21 protein-coding genes are annotated in these 15,457 nt (G+C 59.0%); 11 read left to right on the top strand and 10 right to left on the bottom strand.

Annotation, left to right across the window (positions count from 1 at the left end; translation table 11 throughout):
- Nucleotides 1–161 precede the first annotated feature (161 nt).
- From ACU0FH_RS02040 to ACU0FH_RS02020, 5 genes are all read right to left on the bottom strand, one after another.
- A complete protein-coding gene (locus tag ACU0FH_RS02040; RefSeq protein ID WP_446193133.1) occupies nt 162–803 on the bottom strand; it encodes a hypothetical protein in 642 nt (213 codons plus the stop codon).
- The gene (locus ACU0FH_RS02035; RefSeq protein ID WP_446193132.1) at nt 800–970 is read right to left on the bottom strand and encodes a hypothetical protein; all 171 of its coding nucleotides are present in this window, start codon (nt 968–970) and stop codon (nt 800–802) included. Before ACU0FH_RS02035 ends, ACU0FH_RS02040 begins: the two co-directional genes overlap by 4 nt.
- Entirely contained in the window at nt 967–1,200 is a 234-nt protein-coding gene (locus ACU0FH_RS02030) for a hypothetical protein (protein WP_446193131.1), read from the bottom strand. Before ACU0FH_RS02030 ends, ACU0FH_RS02035 begins: the two co-directional genes overlap by 4 nt.
- A gap of 166 nt (nt 1,201–1,366) precedes the next feature.
- Nucleotides 1,367–1,822, bottom strand: coding sequence for a hypothetical protein (locus ACU0FH_RS02025; RefSeq protein WP_446193130.1), 456 nt, complete (start codon nt 1,820–1,822; stop codon nt 1,367–1,369).
- Between the two features lie 118 nt (nt 1,823–1,940).
- Nucleotides 1,941–2,174 (bottom strand): hypothetical protein, encoded by a 234-nt coding sequence (locus ACU0FH_RS02020; protein ID WP_446193129.1) that lies wholly within the window; start codon nt 2,172–2,174, stop codon nt 1,941–1,943.
- Between the two features lie 87 nt (nt 2,175–2,261).
- On the opposite strand from ACU0FH_RS02020, the gene ACU0FH_RS02015 reads away from it, so the two are divergent.
- The 10 genes from ACU0FH_RS02015 (at nt 2,262) to ACU0FH_RS01970 (ending at nt 7,463) form a co-directional block, all read left to right on the top strand.
- Nucleotides 2,262–2,606 (top strand): helix-turn-helix domain-containing protein, encoded by a 345-nt coding sequence (locus ACU0FH_RS02015; RefSeq protein WP_446193128.1) that lies wholly within the window; start codon nt 2,262–2,264, stop codon nt 2,604–2,606.
- Nucleotides 2,607–2,966: 360 nt separating this feature from the next.
- Nucleotides 2,967–3,230 carry a hypothetical protein gene (locus tag ACU0FH_RS02010; RefSeq protein ID WP_446193127.1) on the top strand — a complete coding sequence of 88 codons (264 nt, stop codon included), beginning with the start codon at nt 2,967–2,969 and terminating at the stop codon, nt 3,228–3,230.
- Nucleotides 3,227–3,430: a hypothetical protein gene (locus ACU0FH_RS02005; RefSeq protein WP_446193126.1), complete on the top strand. Its 204-nt coding sequence runs from the start codon at nt 3,227–3,229 to the stop codon at nt 3,428–3,430. Before ACU0FH_RS02010 ends, ACU0FH_RS02005 begins: the two co-directional genes overlap by 4 nt.
- Entirely contained in the window at nt 3,427–3,618 is a 192-nt protein-coding gene (locus ACU0FH_RS02000; protein WP_446193125.1) for a hypothetical protein, read from the top strand. The genes ACU0FH_RS02005 and ACU0FH_RS02000 overlap by 4 nt, the downstream gene beginning before the upstream one ends.
- Nucleotides 3,619–3,901: 283 nt before the next feature.
- Nucleotides 3,902–4,132 (top strand): hypothetical protein, encoded by a 231-nt coding sequence (locus ACU0FH_RS01995; RefSeq protein WP_446193124.1) that lies wholly within the window; start codon nt 3,902–3,904, stop codon nt 4,130–4,132.
- A 2-nt stretch (nt 4,133–4,134) separates the two neighbouring features.
- Nucleotides 4,135–4,371: a hypothetical protein gene (locus tag ACU0FH_RS01990; protein WP_446193123.1), complete on the top strand. Its 237-nt coding sequence runs from the start codon at nt 4,135–4,137 to the stop codon at nt 4,369–4,371.
- A gap of 202 nt (nt 4,372–4,573) precedes the next feature.
- A complete protein-coding gene (locus ACU0FH_RS01985) occupies nt 4,574–5,632 on the top strand; it encodes a tyrosine-type recombinase/integrase (RefSeq protein ID WP_446193122.1) in 1,059 nt (352 codons plus the stop codon).
- A gap of 229 nt (nt 5,633–5,861) precedes the next feature.
- The gene (locus ACU0FH_RS01980; RefSeq protein ID WP_446193121.1) at nt 5,862–6,791 is read left to right on the top strand and encodes a hypothetical protein; all 930 of its coding nucleotides are present in this window, start codon (nt 5,862–5,864) and stop codon (nt 6,789–6,791) included.
- Between the two features lie 278 nt (nt 6,792–7,069).
- Nucleotides 7,070–7,252 (top strand): hypothetical protein, encoded by a 183-nt coding sequence (locus ACU0FH_RS01975; protein ID WP_446193120.1) that lies wholly within the window; start codon nt 7,070–7,072, stop codon nt 7,250–7,252.
- Nucleotides 7,245–7,463 carry a ribbon-helix-helix protein, CopG family gene (locus tag ACU0FH_RS01970; protein ID WP_446193119.1) on the top strand — a complete coding sequence of 73 codons (219 nt, stop codon included), beginning with the start codon at nt 7,245–7,247 and terminating at the stop codon, nt 7,461–7,463. Before ACU0FH_RS01975 ends, ACU0FH_RS01970 begins: the two co-directional genes overlap by 8 nt.
- A gap of 224 nt (nt 7,464–7,687) precedes the next feature.
- Here the strand turns inward: ACU0FH_RS01970 and ACU0FH_RS01965 are convergent, their stop codons facing one another.
- A complete protein-coding gene (locus tag ACU0FH_RS01965) occupies nt 7,688–9,307 on the bottom strand; it encodes a long-chain-fatty-acid--CoA ligase (RefSeq protein ID WP_446193170.1) in 1,620 nt (539 codons plus the stop codon).
- 154 nt (nt 9,308–9,461) lie between these two features.
- On the opposite strand from ACU0FH_RS01965, the gene ACU0FH_RS01960 reads away from it, so the two are divergent.
- Nucleotides 9,462–9,974, top strand: a complete 513-nt coding sequence (locus ACU0FH_RS01960; RefSeq protein ID WP_446193118.1) for an acyl-CoA thioesterase — start codon at nt 9,462–9,464, stop codon at nt 9,972–9,974.
- 75 nt (nt 9,975–10,049) lie between these two features.
- On the opposite strand, the gene ACU0FH_RS01955 is transcribed toward ACU0FH_RS01960, so the two are convergent.
- The 4 genes from ACU0FH_RS01955 to zwf form a co-directional block, all read right to left on the bottom strand.
- Nucleotides 10,050–11,534, bottom strand: coding sequence for a peroxidase family protein (locus tag ACU0FH_RS01955; protein WP_446193117.1), 1,485 nt, complete (start codon nt 11,532–11,534; stop codon nt 10,050–10,052).
- 154 nt (nt 11,535–11,688) lie between these two features.
- The gene (gene pgi, locus ACU0FH_RS01950) at nt 11,689–13,299 is read right to left on the bottom strand and encodes a glucose-6-phosphate isomerase (RefSeq protein WP_446193116.1); all 1,611 of its coding nucleotides are present in this window, start codon (nt 13,297–13,299) and stop codon (nt 11,689–11,691) included.
- Nucleotides 13,300–13,302: 3 nt separating this feature from the next.
- On the bottom strand, nt 13,303–13,974 hold the full coding sequence (gene pgl, locus ACU0FH_RS01945; protein ID WP_446193115.1) for a 6-phosphogluconolactonase: 672 nt from the start codon (nt 13,972–13,974) through the stop codon (nt 13,303–13,305).
- Nucleotides 13,971–15,425 carry a glucose-6-phosphate dehydrogenase gene (zwf, locus tag ACU0FH_RS01940; protein WP_446193114.1) on the bottom strand — a complete coding sequence of 485 codons (1,455 nt, stop codon included), beginning with the start codon at nt 15,423–15,425 and terminating at the stop codon, nt 13,971–13,973. Before zwf ends, pgl begins: the two co-directional genes overlap by 4 nt.
- Between the last annotated feature and the right edge of the window lie 32 nt (nt 15,426–15,457).

Genomic DNA, 15,457 nt, shown 5'->3' with positions numbered 1-15,457 from the left:
CGCCTGGTCGCACCCGTCGCGTTCCGTGGTTCTCTTTTTCTCTTCTTTCTTTTCTTCTTCTTTGTGCAGAACTGTTCCGTTCTGTGCGTAACTGTTCCGAACTGTTACGGAACTGTTCCATTCTGTTACTCCACAGATTTTTAAGTCCTGATTACAGCGCCTTATCGCCCTCCGTTAATCCAGCCCATCTGCACCGCATGCCGAAGCGCCGCATTTAGCGAGGCCTCGAAGCGCGGCATGCGCCGCTGTCCGACGTGGTTTTCCAAGAGCCAGGCATCGAGCCGTTCCAGCAGGATCTTGTCCTGCGTCATGCGCGCGTCGCAGCCGATCTCGATCATCAGCTCGCCGAGCCGCTTGAGCCGCATCGAGGTCGCCTTGTCGTTCTGCGCCGCCTCGCGCACCTCGCGCCGGTGCACCGCGTCGAGCGCGACCTCGATCACAATCGGATGGCCGAGGATCACCTTGTTGCCGTAGCGATAGCGCCGCCAATTGTTCAGCGGCGTGATCGCGCGGCCGCATAGCCGGCCCCATTGCTCGATATCGATGCGCAGCAGGCTCGCCAGCACCGCGGAATCGTCCGGCAGGCTGCCGACGGGCGTTTGCTTGCGCGCGAGAAAAAACAGGTTCAGCGCCGCGCCCTGCACGTCCAGATCCGCCTTCAGGCAGGTCTCGGAATAGAGCCAGCGGTCATGCCAGAACATGGTGAAGTAATCCGACGTCATGCGCGCCTCGGTCAGTTCGACCGGGTATTCCGGAATCTCTTCCGTTGGATCTACAAGCCGCAGATCGGGGGACTGGGTCATGGCGGATCACCCTGCCCGTCAGCCGCATCGATCATCGCAAAAGCGCGGTCATAGGTGGCATTAGCGCGGTCGAGCCATTGCTTCGCCTGGGCGACGCGCCGCTCGGCGTGCAGCAAGCCCAGCAGGAAACCAATGGACACGCCCATCGCAGCGCCGAGGAGGATCATGATCGCCCCCGCACCAGTTCATCGAGCCGCTCCGCAAGGCGCCGCAGCTCGGCGGGCATCTCCGGCGTCACGAACCCGGAGAACAGGACGGCCGTCGCCCGCGTGCCATCCGGCTCGAGTGCCGACAGGCCGAAGCTGCGGTGCTCGGGAAAGACCTCGACCAGCACAAGATCGAGGCGGAAAGGCTCACCAGCGACCTGCGGCAGCGGCTTTCTATCGGGCTTATTCAAACTGGCCTCCCCTCAAAAATCGGGCGGATGCCGAGGCACCCGCTCAGGTCCAACAGGGAGATGTCGGGGGCGTTCCTTGGCGCGCCGTGCGCCCCCTGGTCACGGTTTGACGGGACGGAACTGAGGGGGTGGATGCCCGCCGCGCGCCTGAATTTGAATTGAAGGCTCATGCCGCACCCCGCTGGCCCCGGAGGGCGGCCCGCGCCCGCACCAGCGCGCCGATCGCCTCGTCGATCTCGCGCTCGGCCTCGTCGATCTCGTTGCGTTTGGAGCTGTAGGCCGCCTTGATGGTCGCGGCCTGTGCTTCTCCGCATTCCTTGGCCACGTCGCAGCAGTGGTCATGCAGATTGGTCACCCCGACCACCTCGACCGGCTGGAAGACGCCCCCGGCGAGATCGCAGAAGAACTCGGCCACCGGTACCGCCGCCGCCGCGTTCGCCCGGCCGAGCCGCGCCAGGTAATTGACGCCAATGCCACCGGGCCGGGCCTCGTTGACTTCGGTGCCGTAGGACACCGTGCTATTGGCGAGGCCGAGCTGTTCTGCGACAGCTTCGACCCCGCCCACCGCCCGATAGCATCGCGCCACCGCATTCTGAATCGTGCCGGACGCCGTGTATCTCATGGGAAGCGCCCCCCGTCCTGTGAAGAACGCCGATCGGGTTTCGCTTGAGAGCGCACCGTCCGATGCGCATGCTGCACGCATGTTGATCCAAATTGATATTGTCTCTCAGGGCGCCGCATCATGCGGCGTCCTCATTTGAAATCGACTTGAAATTGAAAGCCTCCAGCGGACATTCGATGCCGGTCTCGTCACAAAGAGACTTCACTACCCTGTACCAACTGGCAGGGAAGATGCCTTCGCTTACCGCATTGCCAACGGCAGTTTTGCCAACGCCGACACCTTCACCGATGTTCCGGCGCCCGAGTGCCTGGCAAATACCTGCGACAAGAGATTTTCCCGACGTATGCTCCATACTCGACCCATAGTCCAATTAAATTGGACAAGCAAGGTTCACGTCACGAGCGGTTCAAAAAATATGGACCGAAGCTATAAACAGGACATGAACCACGCCGACAAAGAACGACTAGCATTCACCAACGACACAGGCCTCATGGCGTGCGCCATACGCCTGCGCGCGGCCCGTTCGGTGACAGGAAAACAAGCGAACGTGCTCGCGAAGGAATGCGGCGTATCGAAAACTGTTTACAGCAATGCGGAAAACGGCGTGAGTTACCCCAATCGGGAACTCATGAAACACCTATATCGAGCTTACCGAATTGACTTCAATTTTATGATTAATGGCGATTTTGCCCAGCTCCCTGGCGACATTCAGGATGCTCTTTTCCCCGCTTTAGAAGCCGCAAAGAATGAATGGGATCGAAGATCCAATTCAGATCAAGATTAAACCAAAGCGCAAACCGGGCGACCAACATACCAAACTTCACAACGTCCCCTCAGACCTTCTCCCCAACGCCAGCACCCGATTAACGAGCCGCAGGCCCAAGCGGTCAAGTTCACAAGTTAAATTCATGATCGCTACGCGCGATCAAAAGGCTAAGATCAAACAGAAAGAAACAATCTCCAAACTATGGCGCGAATGGACACCTGACCCGAGGCGGATTGATCGACATTCGAATCATCGGAAACCGCTCAATCGCAGCCATCACCGCCGATCACCTGTCCATTAAATCTGAACCTTCCATTTGACAGTCCATTTTTATTGGACTACTAATGCCTACCATCGACCCCCGATGGAGGCAAGTCAATGCACCACCCCGACACTAGCCTCGCGCGCACCGTTGCCGCGAACCCGCTAAGCTACTGCCACACGCCCGCGCTGTTTCAGATCGCCTGGAATGCGCTTCTGATCGAACGCAACCGCCGCTTTCGCCCTGAGAACATTGGCCCCGCTCGGCACCGCATTGAACCAGCCGGCATCTGCAGCCTCTCGGAACGGATCCAGACCCGCGCCGCCGAACTCGGCCGCACAGGTCCCGTTGCCCTGATCTGCCCCGGGGCGCGCTCATGAGCACCGCCCCGATCACCGTCACCCTGCGCCAGCTCGCCAAGTTTCACCTGACGCAAGGCGAACTCAGCCCCTGTCTCAAGCTCTGCGATGCCCGCCGCGCCTTTCTACGCAACGATCCCGAGACGGCGGACAGGCTGCTCGACGCCTATCACCGCGAGACCGGCAGGGTCATTGCCGTGCGCATGAGGGCGGCCGCATGATCCCCGCCGTTTTCGGATACGCGACGATCGGGCTTTGCCTCGCCACCTTGCCCACCCTGTTCATCGAGCTGCTGCAGCATGTGAAATGCCATATGGAAGGCAAGCCGCTGCCAGCACGGGCGAATTTGTCCCAATATCTGCTTTGCACAACCGCAGTCTTTCTGGCAGTTAACCTTTGGTGGCTATGATGATCGATATTCTAGCGACTAAGGCCTGCTTTGATACCTGTTACCCCATAGGTCCCTCCAAAATCAGAGCAGGCCGCTGGAACTCGCCAAATCTCTCGGCGGTCACCTTGACCCCGTCACTTCAACTTCTAGCTGATACCTTCTGTGCCATCATTACCGTTGGCAGAGAACAGGCGTGCCTCGCCACCACTCACGGAACTAAAATGGCAGGGGCAGCCAGCCGCCCGACCGAGTCAGAGCGTCTCCCGCTCCTCGGTCGGGCACCTGACACGGCGCTTTCAATATGAGCGCCTCCCCTCACTCTCCCTTCCCCTACCGGCGTCACTGGCGCTTCCAGCTCGGCGCGGTCGTGACCTGGATCCACTCGTTTCAGAACGACGGCAAGCGCCGCGAACTCGGTCATGTCACCGGCTTTGCCCAGGATGAGCTGAAGAACGCGATGGTGCGCGTACGCTGGCAGGACGGCCGCACCGAGGATGTCGCCCCCGGATATCTCAGAACCGAAAAGGATTGAGAATGAACACCCATATTGAACTCATAGCCGACGACACGCTTGCGCCGCTCTCCAAGCTCTACCTGCATCCGATCAACCCGCGCCAGAACGGCGCGCCTGAGGATACCGCGGCGATGGCCGCCTCGATCGAGATCAACGGGTTGATTCAGAACCTTGCGGGCTACGAGGATCCGAAGAAACCCGGCAAGATCGGCATCGTCGCCGGCGGGCGCCGATTGCGCGCGGTCGAGCTCAGCTAACTCCCCCAGGCCCAACCATGAGCAAACACGACATCAAGCTGCAGCCATTAATGACGCCCACTGAAGCCGCGCGCACCCTTGGTGTTTGCACCAAGTCGTTGCAGACTTGCCGACGGGACGGGTTAAGGTGGGTCACGGTGGCGCGCGGCGCCATCCGATACAGGCCAGATGACGTTGCGGATTACATTGAGGCTCAAACACAATGCCATTCAGAACCGGTAAAAGCCCCTACTGGCAATACGACATCATCGTCAAAGGTGATCGCTTTCGAGGATCTACTGGGACAAAAGACTACGAGGAAGCAAAGGCCGTCGAAGCCAAGATAAGATCCGACGCCAAATCCGCCGCGCCGTTGAGCTTTACCCTGTCAGAAGCACTCGGCACCTACTATCGCGACGTAAGCCAGCACCAACCCTCCGCAGCGACCACGCGCAACCAATCACGCGCAATTCTTGCCGTGATGGACGGCGACAAGAAAATCTCAAAACTGACGAACGCCGACATTCTGACATTCGTAGCGAAGCGTCGGTCGACCGTGACCAATGCCACGGTGAACCGCCAGCTGCAGCTCATCGGCCGCGCCCTGCGACACATGACGAAGTATCGCGCCACAGTTCCGGATCTGGACCTTCGCGGCGCCGAAACGAAAGAACCGAAAGAACGCGTCAGAGAGCTGTCGCAAGCCGAACAGATCCGCCTCTTCGATAAGCTGTCCGAAGACATCGTCGCTCCTGTCCAGTTCTGCCTTCTGACCGGCGCGCGCATCTCCACGATGGCCGAGTTGCGCTGGTCAGACGTAGATCACGAGAACCGGGAGCTGATCTTCCGGCTGAAGGGTGGCGACTCCATGACCTTCCCACTTAGTCGGGAATTGTCCGCGTTGCTGTCGTCACTGCCACGCAGCAACGTCAAGAAATACTCCAAGCTGGTGTTCACACGGCTGGACAAGCAAACAATGGAGCGTACCCGGATCGTCTCCAATGGTGGCGTATTTAATGCCCAATTTCGCCAAGCTTTGGTCGCGGCTGAGATCGAGGATTTCCGCTTTCACGATCTGCGCCACACCTTTGCAACACGCATGCTTAGACAGACTAATAACCTGAAGCTCGTCTCGCGCCTGCTAGGCCACAAAGACATCGCGACGACCATGCGATATGCCCATGTGATGGTAGACGATATGCGCCTCGCGCTGGACGAATTCAGCCCACTTTCGCAAGGCGTCCCCCAGAATTTCCCCCAGATCAAATCGAGAAACAATTAGATATCAAAGCCTTGACTGAACAGGCGTGAATTTTCCCAAGCTTCAGTTACGGGTTCGATTCCCGTTACCCGCTCCAAGGTTTCTCCCCTTAAAGAACATCCAGATACCTGTGCTTCTGTTGAAGCGCCTTTCGCCGTTCATACATAGCCCCGAGAATAGCGTTTGAAACGGCCTGATAGCAGGGCTACACCCGGCCAAAGCTGACACGACTGTAATTCGGAGCCCCTGAATGGGTGACCTTATCCTCCATATCGGATCTCACAAGACCGGTACGACATCGATCCAGAAAGCGCTACGCACCGCGTTGAAGCAAACAGATCGCAATGACCCCGTTTACATCAACGTCCGCCAGAACGGGCGAATGACAAACACGGCAGATGAAGGTCCGGCATTTCGCGGCATTTTGCGCGCGAAACACGCGGAAAATGTTCTGACCCCGCAAAAGACAACGGCCATCGCCTCGGACGAGGGCATGTTCTGGCTGAACGATCCCCAAGATATCCGGGCACTCCGCGATATCGTCGTACCGAGGTTCGGCCACGTCAAAATTCTGTGCTACCTGCGCCGCCAGGACCTGCTGGCCAGTTCCCACCGTCGGCAAGTGATTGGCAACAAACCTGCAAGCCGGTTCTACGGGGTGAATGACACGCCGCTGCCTGTCTATCAGCCGCATTTCCAGAACTACTTCGACTACGCCGCCAAGTTGCAACTCTGGGCCGACGCCTTTGGCAAGGAAAACGTGACCGTAGTGCCGTTTGAAACCGCCTCCCTGAGGGACGGCGATGTCGTGGCGGATTTCGCCCACCGGACCGGGGCGAAATTCGCGAGCGCCGAGTGGAAAAATACCTCATATGACGGCAATGCCACTTATCTCGGCCTGAAACTCTCCGGCCTCGGTCTCAAGGACGCACGGATCGACCGTATCCTCGACCGCGTTGAGGGCAGTTCGCCCTTCCTTCCGACAAAGGACGAAGCGCGTGCCTTCCTCGCTCATTTCGCAGATGCCAATGACAGACTCGCGCGGGACTGGGGGTTGGAGTTCGACATGTCATTCGACCGCTACCCGGATTCTGCGGATCACCGCTGGTCGAACGCGGATGTGGACGCGATGCTCAACGCACTTCTGGCCGAGCTGAAAAAGAACAGGAACCCGTCCTGAAGCATTCCATTTGGGGGTTGTCCGCAAAGCGTGTCCGTGCGCTATTCGGATATTTTGGACCTTTACCCATTGGCCGCTTTCGGGGCAGTCGAACAGAAATCGTGATTTTTGTACGCTTTAAAGCTACTAATCAGTTCAACAGCTAAAAGCGTGCATCAGTCGCGTGCGATAGCGGCTGCACAGACAGAACGATCATTCAAGTTACTCAATGTGATGCAGCAGCAACTTTTTCTTAAGGTTTACCTGCTATCACCAAGGGCGCTCAGATGGAGGCGTTCATGAAGTTCATTACTCTTGTTGGTGTGGCACTGCTCTTGCTAGCAGTCGTCAAAGGTCTCTTTCCAGACCTATTCCACTTTCTACCACTTGGTGGCAGCACAGTGGCCGAGATGGGAATCGTTTTGGGGATCGCAGTTGCGGCTGCCGCCATCAGTGATCTAAGGCGCACAAGCGATGAGTAAGCACAGAATTACCATCACGGTTGATCCTGACATCGACGAATGGCTTCAGGCCAGTGCAAAGATATATGGACGTTCATTGTCCGAGTTGGTGCGTATTTGTCTCCGGGAATTCAGCCAGGAACACCCTACCCGCTTCGCTACGAGGGACAAGGCTCGCACAGAAACCCCTGAAGCTTGGCGCGTAGTTTGGAAAGACGTGCATAAATCTTGATTTTTGCACGCACCGATAGTCGGCCCAAACGGCATCTGCTGCCGTCGCCACGTCGCCCTGAGTGTCTCAAATTGCCTCAAACCCAACCTCCGCCGCACTTTGCCCAAAACCCCGGCTTGAAGCACATAACCGACTAACACGATCTGCGCCCCCATCCGTCAAACACAGACCGCCCCGCCCGGCGTAATCCGGACGGGGCGGTTTCACTTTAACTCGGCCTTGTATCAGGCGCTCAGAACGTCGTTGAACTGGTCACGCAGATTACGCTTCAGCACCTTGCCGGTTGCGTTCAGCGGCAGCGCGTCGATGAAAACCACCGTATCGGGGATCTGCCACTTGGCGATCTTGTCCTCGAAATAGGCCAGCAGTTCTTCTTTGCTCGGCTCTTCGCCCTCGGCCTTGACCGCAACCAGCAGCGGGCGCTCGTCCCATTTGGGATGCGGCACGCCGATCACCGCCGCGTTGGCCAGCTTGGGATGCGACATGGCGATGTTTTCAAGCTCGACCGAGCTGATCCACTCACCGCCCGACTTGATGATATCCTTGGATCGGTCGCGGATCGTCATATAGCCATCCGGGTCCAGCGTGGCCACATCGCCCGTGGCGAACCAGCCGTCATCCAGCAGGTCTTCGTCTTCCTGACGGAAATAGCTGTCGAGCACCCAGTAGCCGCGCACCATCAGGTCGCCCTGCGTCTTGCCGTCATTGGGCAGTTGCTTGCCATTGTCGTCGACGATCTTAAGCTCGACACCATAGGGCGGACGGCCCTGATTTTCTCGAAGCTTGCGCTGCGCCTCGACCGGTAGCTTGGCATGTTTCGCCAGCGGCTGGTTGGTCGACCCAAGCGGGCTCATCTCGCTCATGCCCCAGGCATGGATCGTGTCGACGCCGTACTTGTCGCGGAAGGTGTCGATCATCGACGGCGGACAGGCCGAACCGCCGATCACGGTGCGTTCCAGCGATTCCAGCTTGGATCCGGACTTGGCCGCATAGCCCAGCAGGCCCAGCCAGATCGTCGGCACCCCAAGCGCCAGCGTGATGTCATAGCTGTCGATCAGTTTGACAAGGCTTTCGCCATCCAGACCCGGTCCGGGCATCACCATCCGCGATCCCGACATGGCGCAGGAATAAGGCGCGCCCCATGCGTTGACGTGGAACATCGGCACCACGGGCATGACGACGTCACGCGCCGAGAACCCGATGCAATCGATGGAATTGGCGGCAAAGGCATGCAGCACGGTCGAACGGTGCGAATACAGCACGCCCTTGGGATTGCCCGTGGTGCCCGAAGTGTAGCACAGGCTCGACGCGGTATTCTCATCGAAATCGGGCCAGGCGAAATCCGCGTCGCCCTCTGCGATCATCTCGTCATAGAAGGTGACATTCGGCACCTTCTCGGCGACTTCCTCGTCGTGCGGGCCCATGTAGACCAGATGCTTCAGCTTTTCGGCCTTGTCCGCCAAGAGCGCGGCCAGCGGCACGAATGTCTTGTCAAAGAAAAGGACCTCGTCCTCGGCATGGTTGGCGATGAACACGAGCTGTTCCGGGAACAGGCGCGGGTTAATTGTGTGGCACACGAAGCCGGCGCCGGACACGCCGTAGTAAATCTCAAGATGGCGACGGTTGTTCCATGCCAGTGTCGCACAACGCGCCTGTTCCGACAGGCCCAGCTTGCTCAGCACCGACCCCAGCCGATGCGCATTGGCGGCGACGCTGCCCCATGTGGCGGTCTCGACGCCGCCGGTTGTTTCTACCGAAAAAATCTCTGTATCCGCATGATAGGTCTCCGCGTGATCGATCAGCGAAGATATCAGCAGCGGCTTGTTCATCATCTGGCCCAGCATGGCAGGCTCCTCTTCTTCCATGTCCGGAAGACTTCCTCTCCCGGCATTGTCCAAAATTTTCTGAAAACACGGGCGAAAGCGGCCGTTTCGCACCAATCCCTCCCCGATGTCTCTCCGCCGATCAAACTGACAATGATTTCGAGGCTTTGCAAGAATGACCTTGCGACGAAAGTCGCACTGGACTAGCCCCTTTGACATGGAGCTTCGCTATCACACACCGCTCTCGGCAGAAGAGCAGATCGCGCATGGCGTAACCACGCCGCAGCGCATGGCAATTGCCGATAAAGTCCGCTTTTCTGAGCTGGATTCGCAAAACCACGTCAATAACAAGGCCTATATCAGCTGGCTGGAATCCGCCCGCGTGGCCTATTCCGACGCCTATTGCCTGTCCTTCTTTGACCAGCGTCCCCGGTTCATGGTCCACAGTATTACGCTGCGTTACATTCGCGAAATGGTGATCAAGGAAAGCTATATTGCCACCTGTCAGGTCACCGCGTTCCGCAATTCCTCCTATACGCTCGACCAGCAGGTCTGGTCCGGGGACATGCGCGTGCGGATGCAGGCGGTGATCGTGCTCGACAAACCTGACGGCTCGGGCCGCTACCCGCTTCCCGAGGGGCTGCGCGAACAGTTCATGTCACTCGACGGCGCCCGGGACGAACGTTAGGGCGACCATCAAGGCCGCCCCAACCAGGGGGGTGTTGGGCCTTCCCCCTGTCGCGACTGGCAACGTGCCGGTCGCCTAGCCCGATTTCAACGCCTCGCGGTGGTTACTATCGGACCAGTGTTCCTCGACATAGGCCATCATCCCGGCCAGCACGCTCGGCTGCCCGCCAAAGCCCTTCCATGGCTTGAAATGGTGATGATGCAGATATGTTGTCCTGTCCCGCTTGAGCAGGTTGGCAAAGACCGAAGCGACGATCAGCCCCCCAACGCCCGTCAGCTTGCCATTGCCATGCTGCTCTGCCTCCTGAAGGCAGTAGAACCATAGCGGCGTCTTGGCAAAACCCGCCTGCTTGAGCACATCCGGCACCGCGACTTCCTCTTCGCCAAGGAAAGCGGCCATCTGCTGCCCCGAGGCAAGCTGATAGGTATAGCGGTCGCGGATCATGTTGCGCAGGGCGAGGTTTTTCGACTGCGCAAGGGTCATCGTCAGCTCGATATCGCTGAGTTCGATCTCGTCCTTGACGAAAGGCAGCTCCAGCAGCGTACGCCCCAGTCCAGGCCCGATCGGCCGTGCCTTTTGCACGCTCGGCCCGTCCTTCATCTCGAAGAACATCGCCATATCCATATCGGACGCCACCGGGCGCTTGCCAAAGCCAAGGAACTTGAACAGGTGATCCTGACTGCCACTTTCGGTCAGCTTATACCCCGCCTGCGTTGTCGCATGGCCAAAGCGATAAGCCGCACCGCTGAATTCCACCGGCATCACCGGCGCGTTCCAGCTGAACACATCCGTGGCCATCGCCCGGTCCAGACAGGCCTGATCGACAAAGGACGGCAGGAATTCGTTCCAGACGCACCACTGGTAATGCAGCCGGATAAACCGCCGCACTTCCTCGAAATTCTTCAGCTTGGGATGGACATAGTCGTGCCAGACATGCGGCTCCAGCCCGCCATGGGCGCATTCGCAGATCTCCTCGGCCATGTCATTCCCGTCGTCGATCTTGCTCATGAGGGTGTTGTGCAGACGGATAAACATGCCCTGAATCTGTGACACGATGACGTTCTCGTCATTGCGTGGGTCGCCGATCAGCGCCTTCTCCGCCGAGGTCCGCGCCAGATCCCTTTCGTTATGGGCCGTGCCGAACATCAGGTAATGCTCCGCCTCGTCCTTGCCATAGAGATGCGGCGAGGCGTCGGGCCCCGCGCCATAGACGCAGTCCAGATCCAGCGCGGGCGAGCGGACATTGACAATCGTCGCCGGGTCGATCCGGGTCCCAAGCGCGCTGGTCGCGTCCATCGTGATGTCGTGGTCCACGAACTGACCCAGAAAGGTCATGCCCGCATCTGCCGGACCGTCCTCGTTCTCATCCCGCGCCATCGTCTGGGACAGCTCATCCAGCTTGTCGATGACGTCCTGGTGGGTGATGTTCTTGATCAATACCGGATTGGGGGGTCTCAGACGGCCAAAAACACTCGCAAAGGGCTTGTCCGGACCTTCCTGATGAAGACACACCTTGACCAGCTGGTCCAGCCGCGAGAGGCCGTGATACATACCTGACATGATAATCGTACTCCGAAAAATAAATTATAAAAATTCAAAGAAAAAGCGCCCGACGAAATAATCGGACGCTTTTGGGTAGCATTATTTTTCGAAAATTACAACCTATGAGGGTTAATTCGTCCACCCAAATAGGCCGCTAGTTGTCACGACAAGCTTACTTGCGATGTGTTTTTACATATTCAACAAGCGCTTGCGTTGACCCATCCTTGGAGGATGCGCTCTCGGTTCCGTCAACGATCGGCCCCAGCGACGTCGCCAGTTCCTTGCCCAGCTCGACGCCCCATTGGTCATAGGAATTGATCCCGAGGATCACGCCCTCGACAAAGACCCGGTGCTCGTAAAGCGCGATGATCTGGCCCAGCACGAACGGCGTCAGCTTGGGATAGATCAGCGTGACCGACGGCCGGTTTCCCGGAAACACCCGATGCGCCGCTTGCCGTTCCAGTTCCGCCCCCTCGAACTTGCCCGCCACTTTTTCCCGCGCCTCGTCAAGGCTGCGTCCGCGCATCAGCGCCTCGGACTGTGCAAGACAATTGGCGACCAGCAACCGGTGATGATGCGCAAGCTCCGGTTCGTGCCCTTCGGCGGCTACCATGAATTCACAAGGAATGACCGCCGTGCCCTGATGGATTAGCTGGTAAAACGCGTGCTGCCCATTCGTACCCGGCTCCCCCCAGACGACCGGGCCGGACGCATAATCAAGCGTCGTGCCATCCATCGCCACGGACTTGCCGTTGCTCTCCATCTCGAGCTGCTGGAAATAGGCGGGCAGCCGCGCCAGCCGCTGGTCATAGGGCAGAACCGCGCGGGTGCCGTAACCGCAAACCTGATGGTGCCAAATCCCAACGAGCGACAGCAGCACCGGCAGGTTCTTTTCCCACTCCGTCTTGCAAAAATGCCGGTCCATCGCCTGCGCTCCCCGCAGGAAGTCATCGAAATTCGCAGGACCGACCGCAATCATCAGGCTCAGCCCGATAGGCCCCCAGACGGAATAGCGCCCGCCGACCCAGTCTTCAAAGCCGAACACATGGGCCGGATCGATCCCGAAATCCGCCGTCTTTTCCTGCGCGGTGGACAGGGCCGCGAACTGGCGCGCGGGGTCACCACCGCCCTGCTCCATCCAGTCCCGGGCCGTCTTGGCATTGGTCATGGTCTCGATGGTCGTGAACGTCTTGGAGGCGACGATCACCAGCGTCGTCTTTGGATCCAGCCCTTTCAGCGTGTCGGAAACATCCGCCCCGTCCACGTTAGACACGAAATGACAGCGCGGCCCGTCATGATAAGGCGCGAGCGCCAGAACCGCCATCGCCGGTCCCAGATCGGAACCGCCAATGCCGATATTCACCACATCGGTAATCTCGCCCCCGGCCCCTGTCAGCGCACCGTAACGCACCGAGTTGGCGAAATCGCGCATCCGTTCCAGCGTCTCAAGCACGCCCGGCATCACATCTTGCCCATCGACCATCACCGGGTCACCATCAAGGTTGCGCAGGGCCGTATGCAGCACCGAACGCCCCTCGGTCTCATTGATCGCCGCACCCGAGAACATCGCATCGCGGCGCGCGGCCAGATCGCTGCTCTCACAGAGTTTGATCAGCGCGGCACGGGTATCAGGGTCTATATTGGTCTTGGAATAATCCAGCCGCATCTCATCCGCATCGGCGCTGAAATCACCAGCGCGCCTTGGATCAGTGTCGAAAAGATCAAGGATATGGCGCGACGCTGCCGCAGTACGATTAGCATCCAGATACTTAAAGTCTTGCATGTACTATTCTGCCCAGTGAACTGTTATTTCTGATAAAACCGCACCAATCGGCGCCTCTTCCGGTGGCAGGCCACGTGCCTTTTCCAAGGCTTCGCGCTTGTCTGCTCCGGTAATCACCAGATGCTTCGACATCGCCCCGTCCAACACCGGCGCGGTCAGGCTAACCCGGGTCTCCGGCTGGGTTTCGGGCCGCATCACCGCAACCGGTCCCGCCCTGCGCCCCAGCGCGGCCTCAAGCCCCGGCGCCTTGGGAAAGAGCGATGCCGTATGCATATCACCCCCCATCCCCAGCACCAGAAGCGACAAGGGAAGCTCGGGCGTCAGCTCTTCGGCGATGCCGTCCAGAGCCTGCTCCGGCTCAGCCCCATGCCGATAAAGTGATATATAACGGGCATTTGCAGCCCGATCCGCAAGCAATCTCTCACGTATCAGCCGCGCGTTCGAGCGTTCATGATCCTCGGGTACCCAGCGTTCGTCCGTAGGCAGCACATGCACCCGCGACCAGTCCAGATCGACACCGCAAAGCGCGTCAAAGATCGGCCCCGGAGTCGTTCCGCCCGGCACGGCAAAAGACGCGAAATCATGATTGAACAGGCAGGATTCCAGCTGGCTCGCCAGCGTGTCGGCCACCCCGATCGCCATCATATCCCGATCTGCATATTCTTTAATCTTCAAGGCGTTATACCCCGCCATTCACGTTTGTCACGAAGCAAGAGAAGCTCCGCATCGCGCGGTCCGGTGCTGCCGCTGTCATAGGGTTTCGGCACATCTCCCCGCGCTTCCCATCCCGCGATGATCGGATCGGTCCAGGCCCACGCGGCCTCCACCTCATCGCCCCGCATGAACAGGGTCTGGTTACCACGGATCACGTCCATGATCAGCCGTTCATACGCATCCGGCGGATCGCCGCCTTCTTCGCCCAAAGCTTCGGCAAATGTCATGTCCAGTGGCACATCGATCAGGCGCATGCCGCCCGGGCCGGGTTCCTTGATTGTCACCTGCAACGTGATGCCTTCGTTCGGCTGCAAGCGGATCGACAACACATTGGCGTGCCGTCCCGCTTCTTCGCCGAAAATCGAATGCGGCGTGTCCTTGAACATAACGTTGATCACCGAGGACCGCGCCTTGAGCCGCTTGCCCGTGCGCAGGTAGAACGGCGTCCCGGCCCATCTCCAGTTATTGATATGGGTCTTGAGCGCCACGTAACTCTCTGTTTTGGAACGTGGATTATCGACCGCCTCCCGATAGCTCGGATGATCCGCATCGGCATCGTACTGCCCGCGGACCAGGTGATGTGGCAGCACGTCACCAAGCGCGCGGATCACCTTTAGCTTTTCGTCGCGCACCGCATCTGGTTCGAACCGTGCGGGCGGTTCCATCGCGATCAGGCACAACAGCTGCATCAGGTGGTTCTGCATCATGTCCCGCATCGCGCCGGACTTGTCGTAATATTCGCCCCGTCCCCCAACACCGACCGTCTCTGCCACGGTGATCTGGATGTGGTCGACATATTGCGAGTTCCACAGCGGCTCGAAGAGCATATTGCCAAAACGCACCGCCATCAGGTTCTGTACCGTTTCCTTCCCGAGGTAGTGGTCGATCCGGTAAATCTGGCCTTCGTCGAAATGCGTGGCAAGCGTGGCGTTCAGTTCCTTGGCGGTCGCAAGGTCGTTCCCGAAAGGTTTTTCAACGACGATCCGCGCCTCGGGCGTGGCCATGCCATGGGCGTGGATCTTGTCGGCCAGCGCGCCAAACAGACCGGGTCCGACCGAGAAATAGAAGGCCCGCACGCGGTCTTCGGTCATTTTTGAGGCCAGCTCTTCCCAGCCGTCCTCCCCCATCGCGTCGATGGTCACATAGTCAAGCCGCGACAGGAAACCTTCCAGCGTGCCATCCTCGCAACCACGCCCCGGCGAAAACTCCCGGATGCTCTCGGCGGCGAATTCACGATATTCCTCAGCATCATGTTCCGAGCGCGCCGCCCCGATGATCCGCGCGCCTTCGGGCATCTGACCTGCACAATAGCGTCTGAACAGCGCCGGAATGACCTTGCGCTTTGCAAGATCGCCAGTGCCGCCAAAGATCACCAGATCAAAGGGATCGACGGGGATAACGCGTGAAACCATGATCTTCGGTCCTTTCAGTCCGCGACATATGC

It is taken from the genome of Heliomarina sp. (assembly GCF_052826185.1).
The sequence above is the reverse complement of the archived record's forward strand: the minus strand, read 5'-3'. Positions and strand labels throughout refer to the sequence as shown.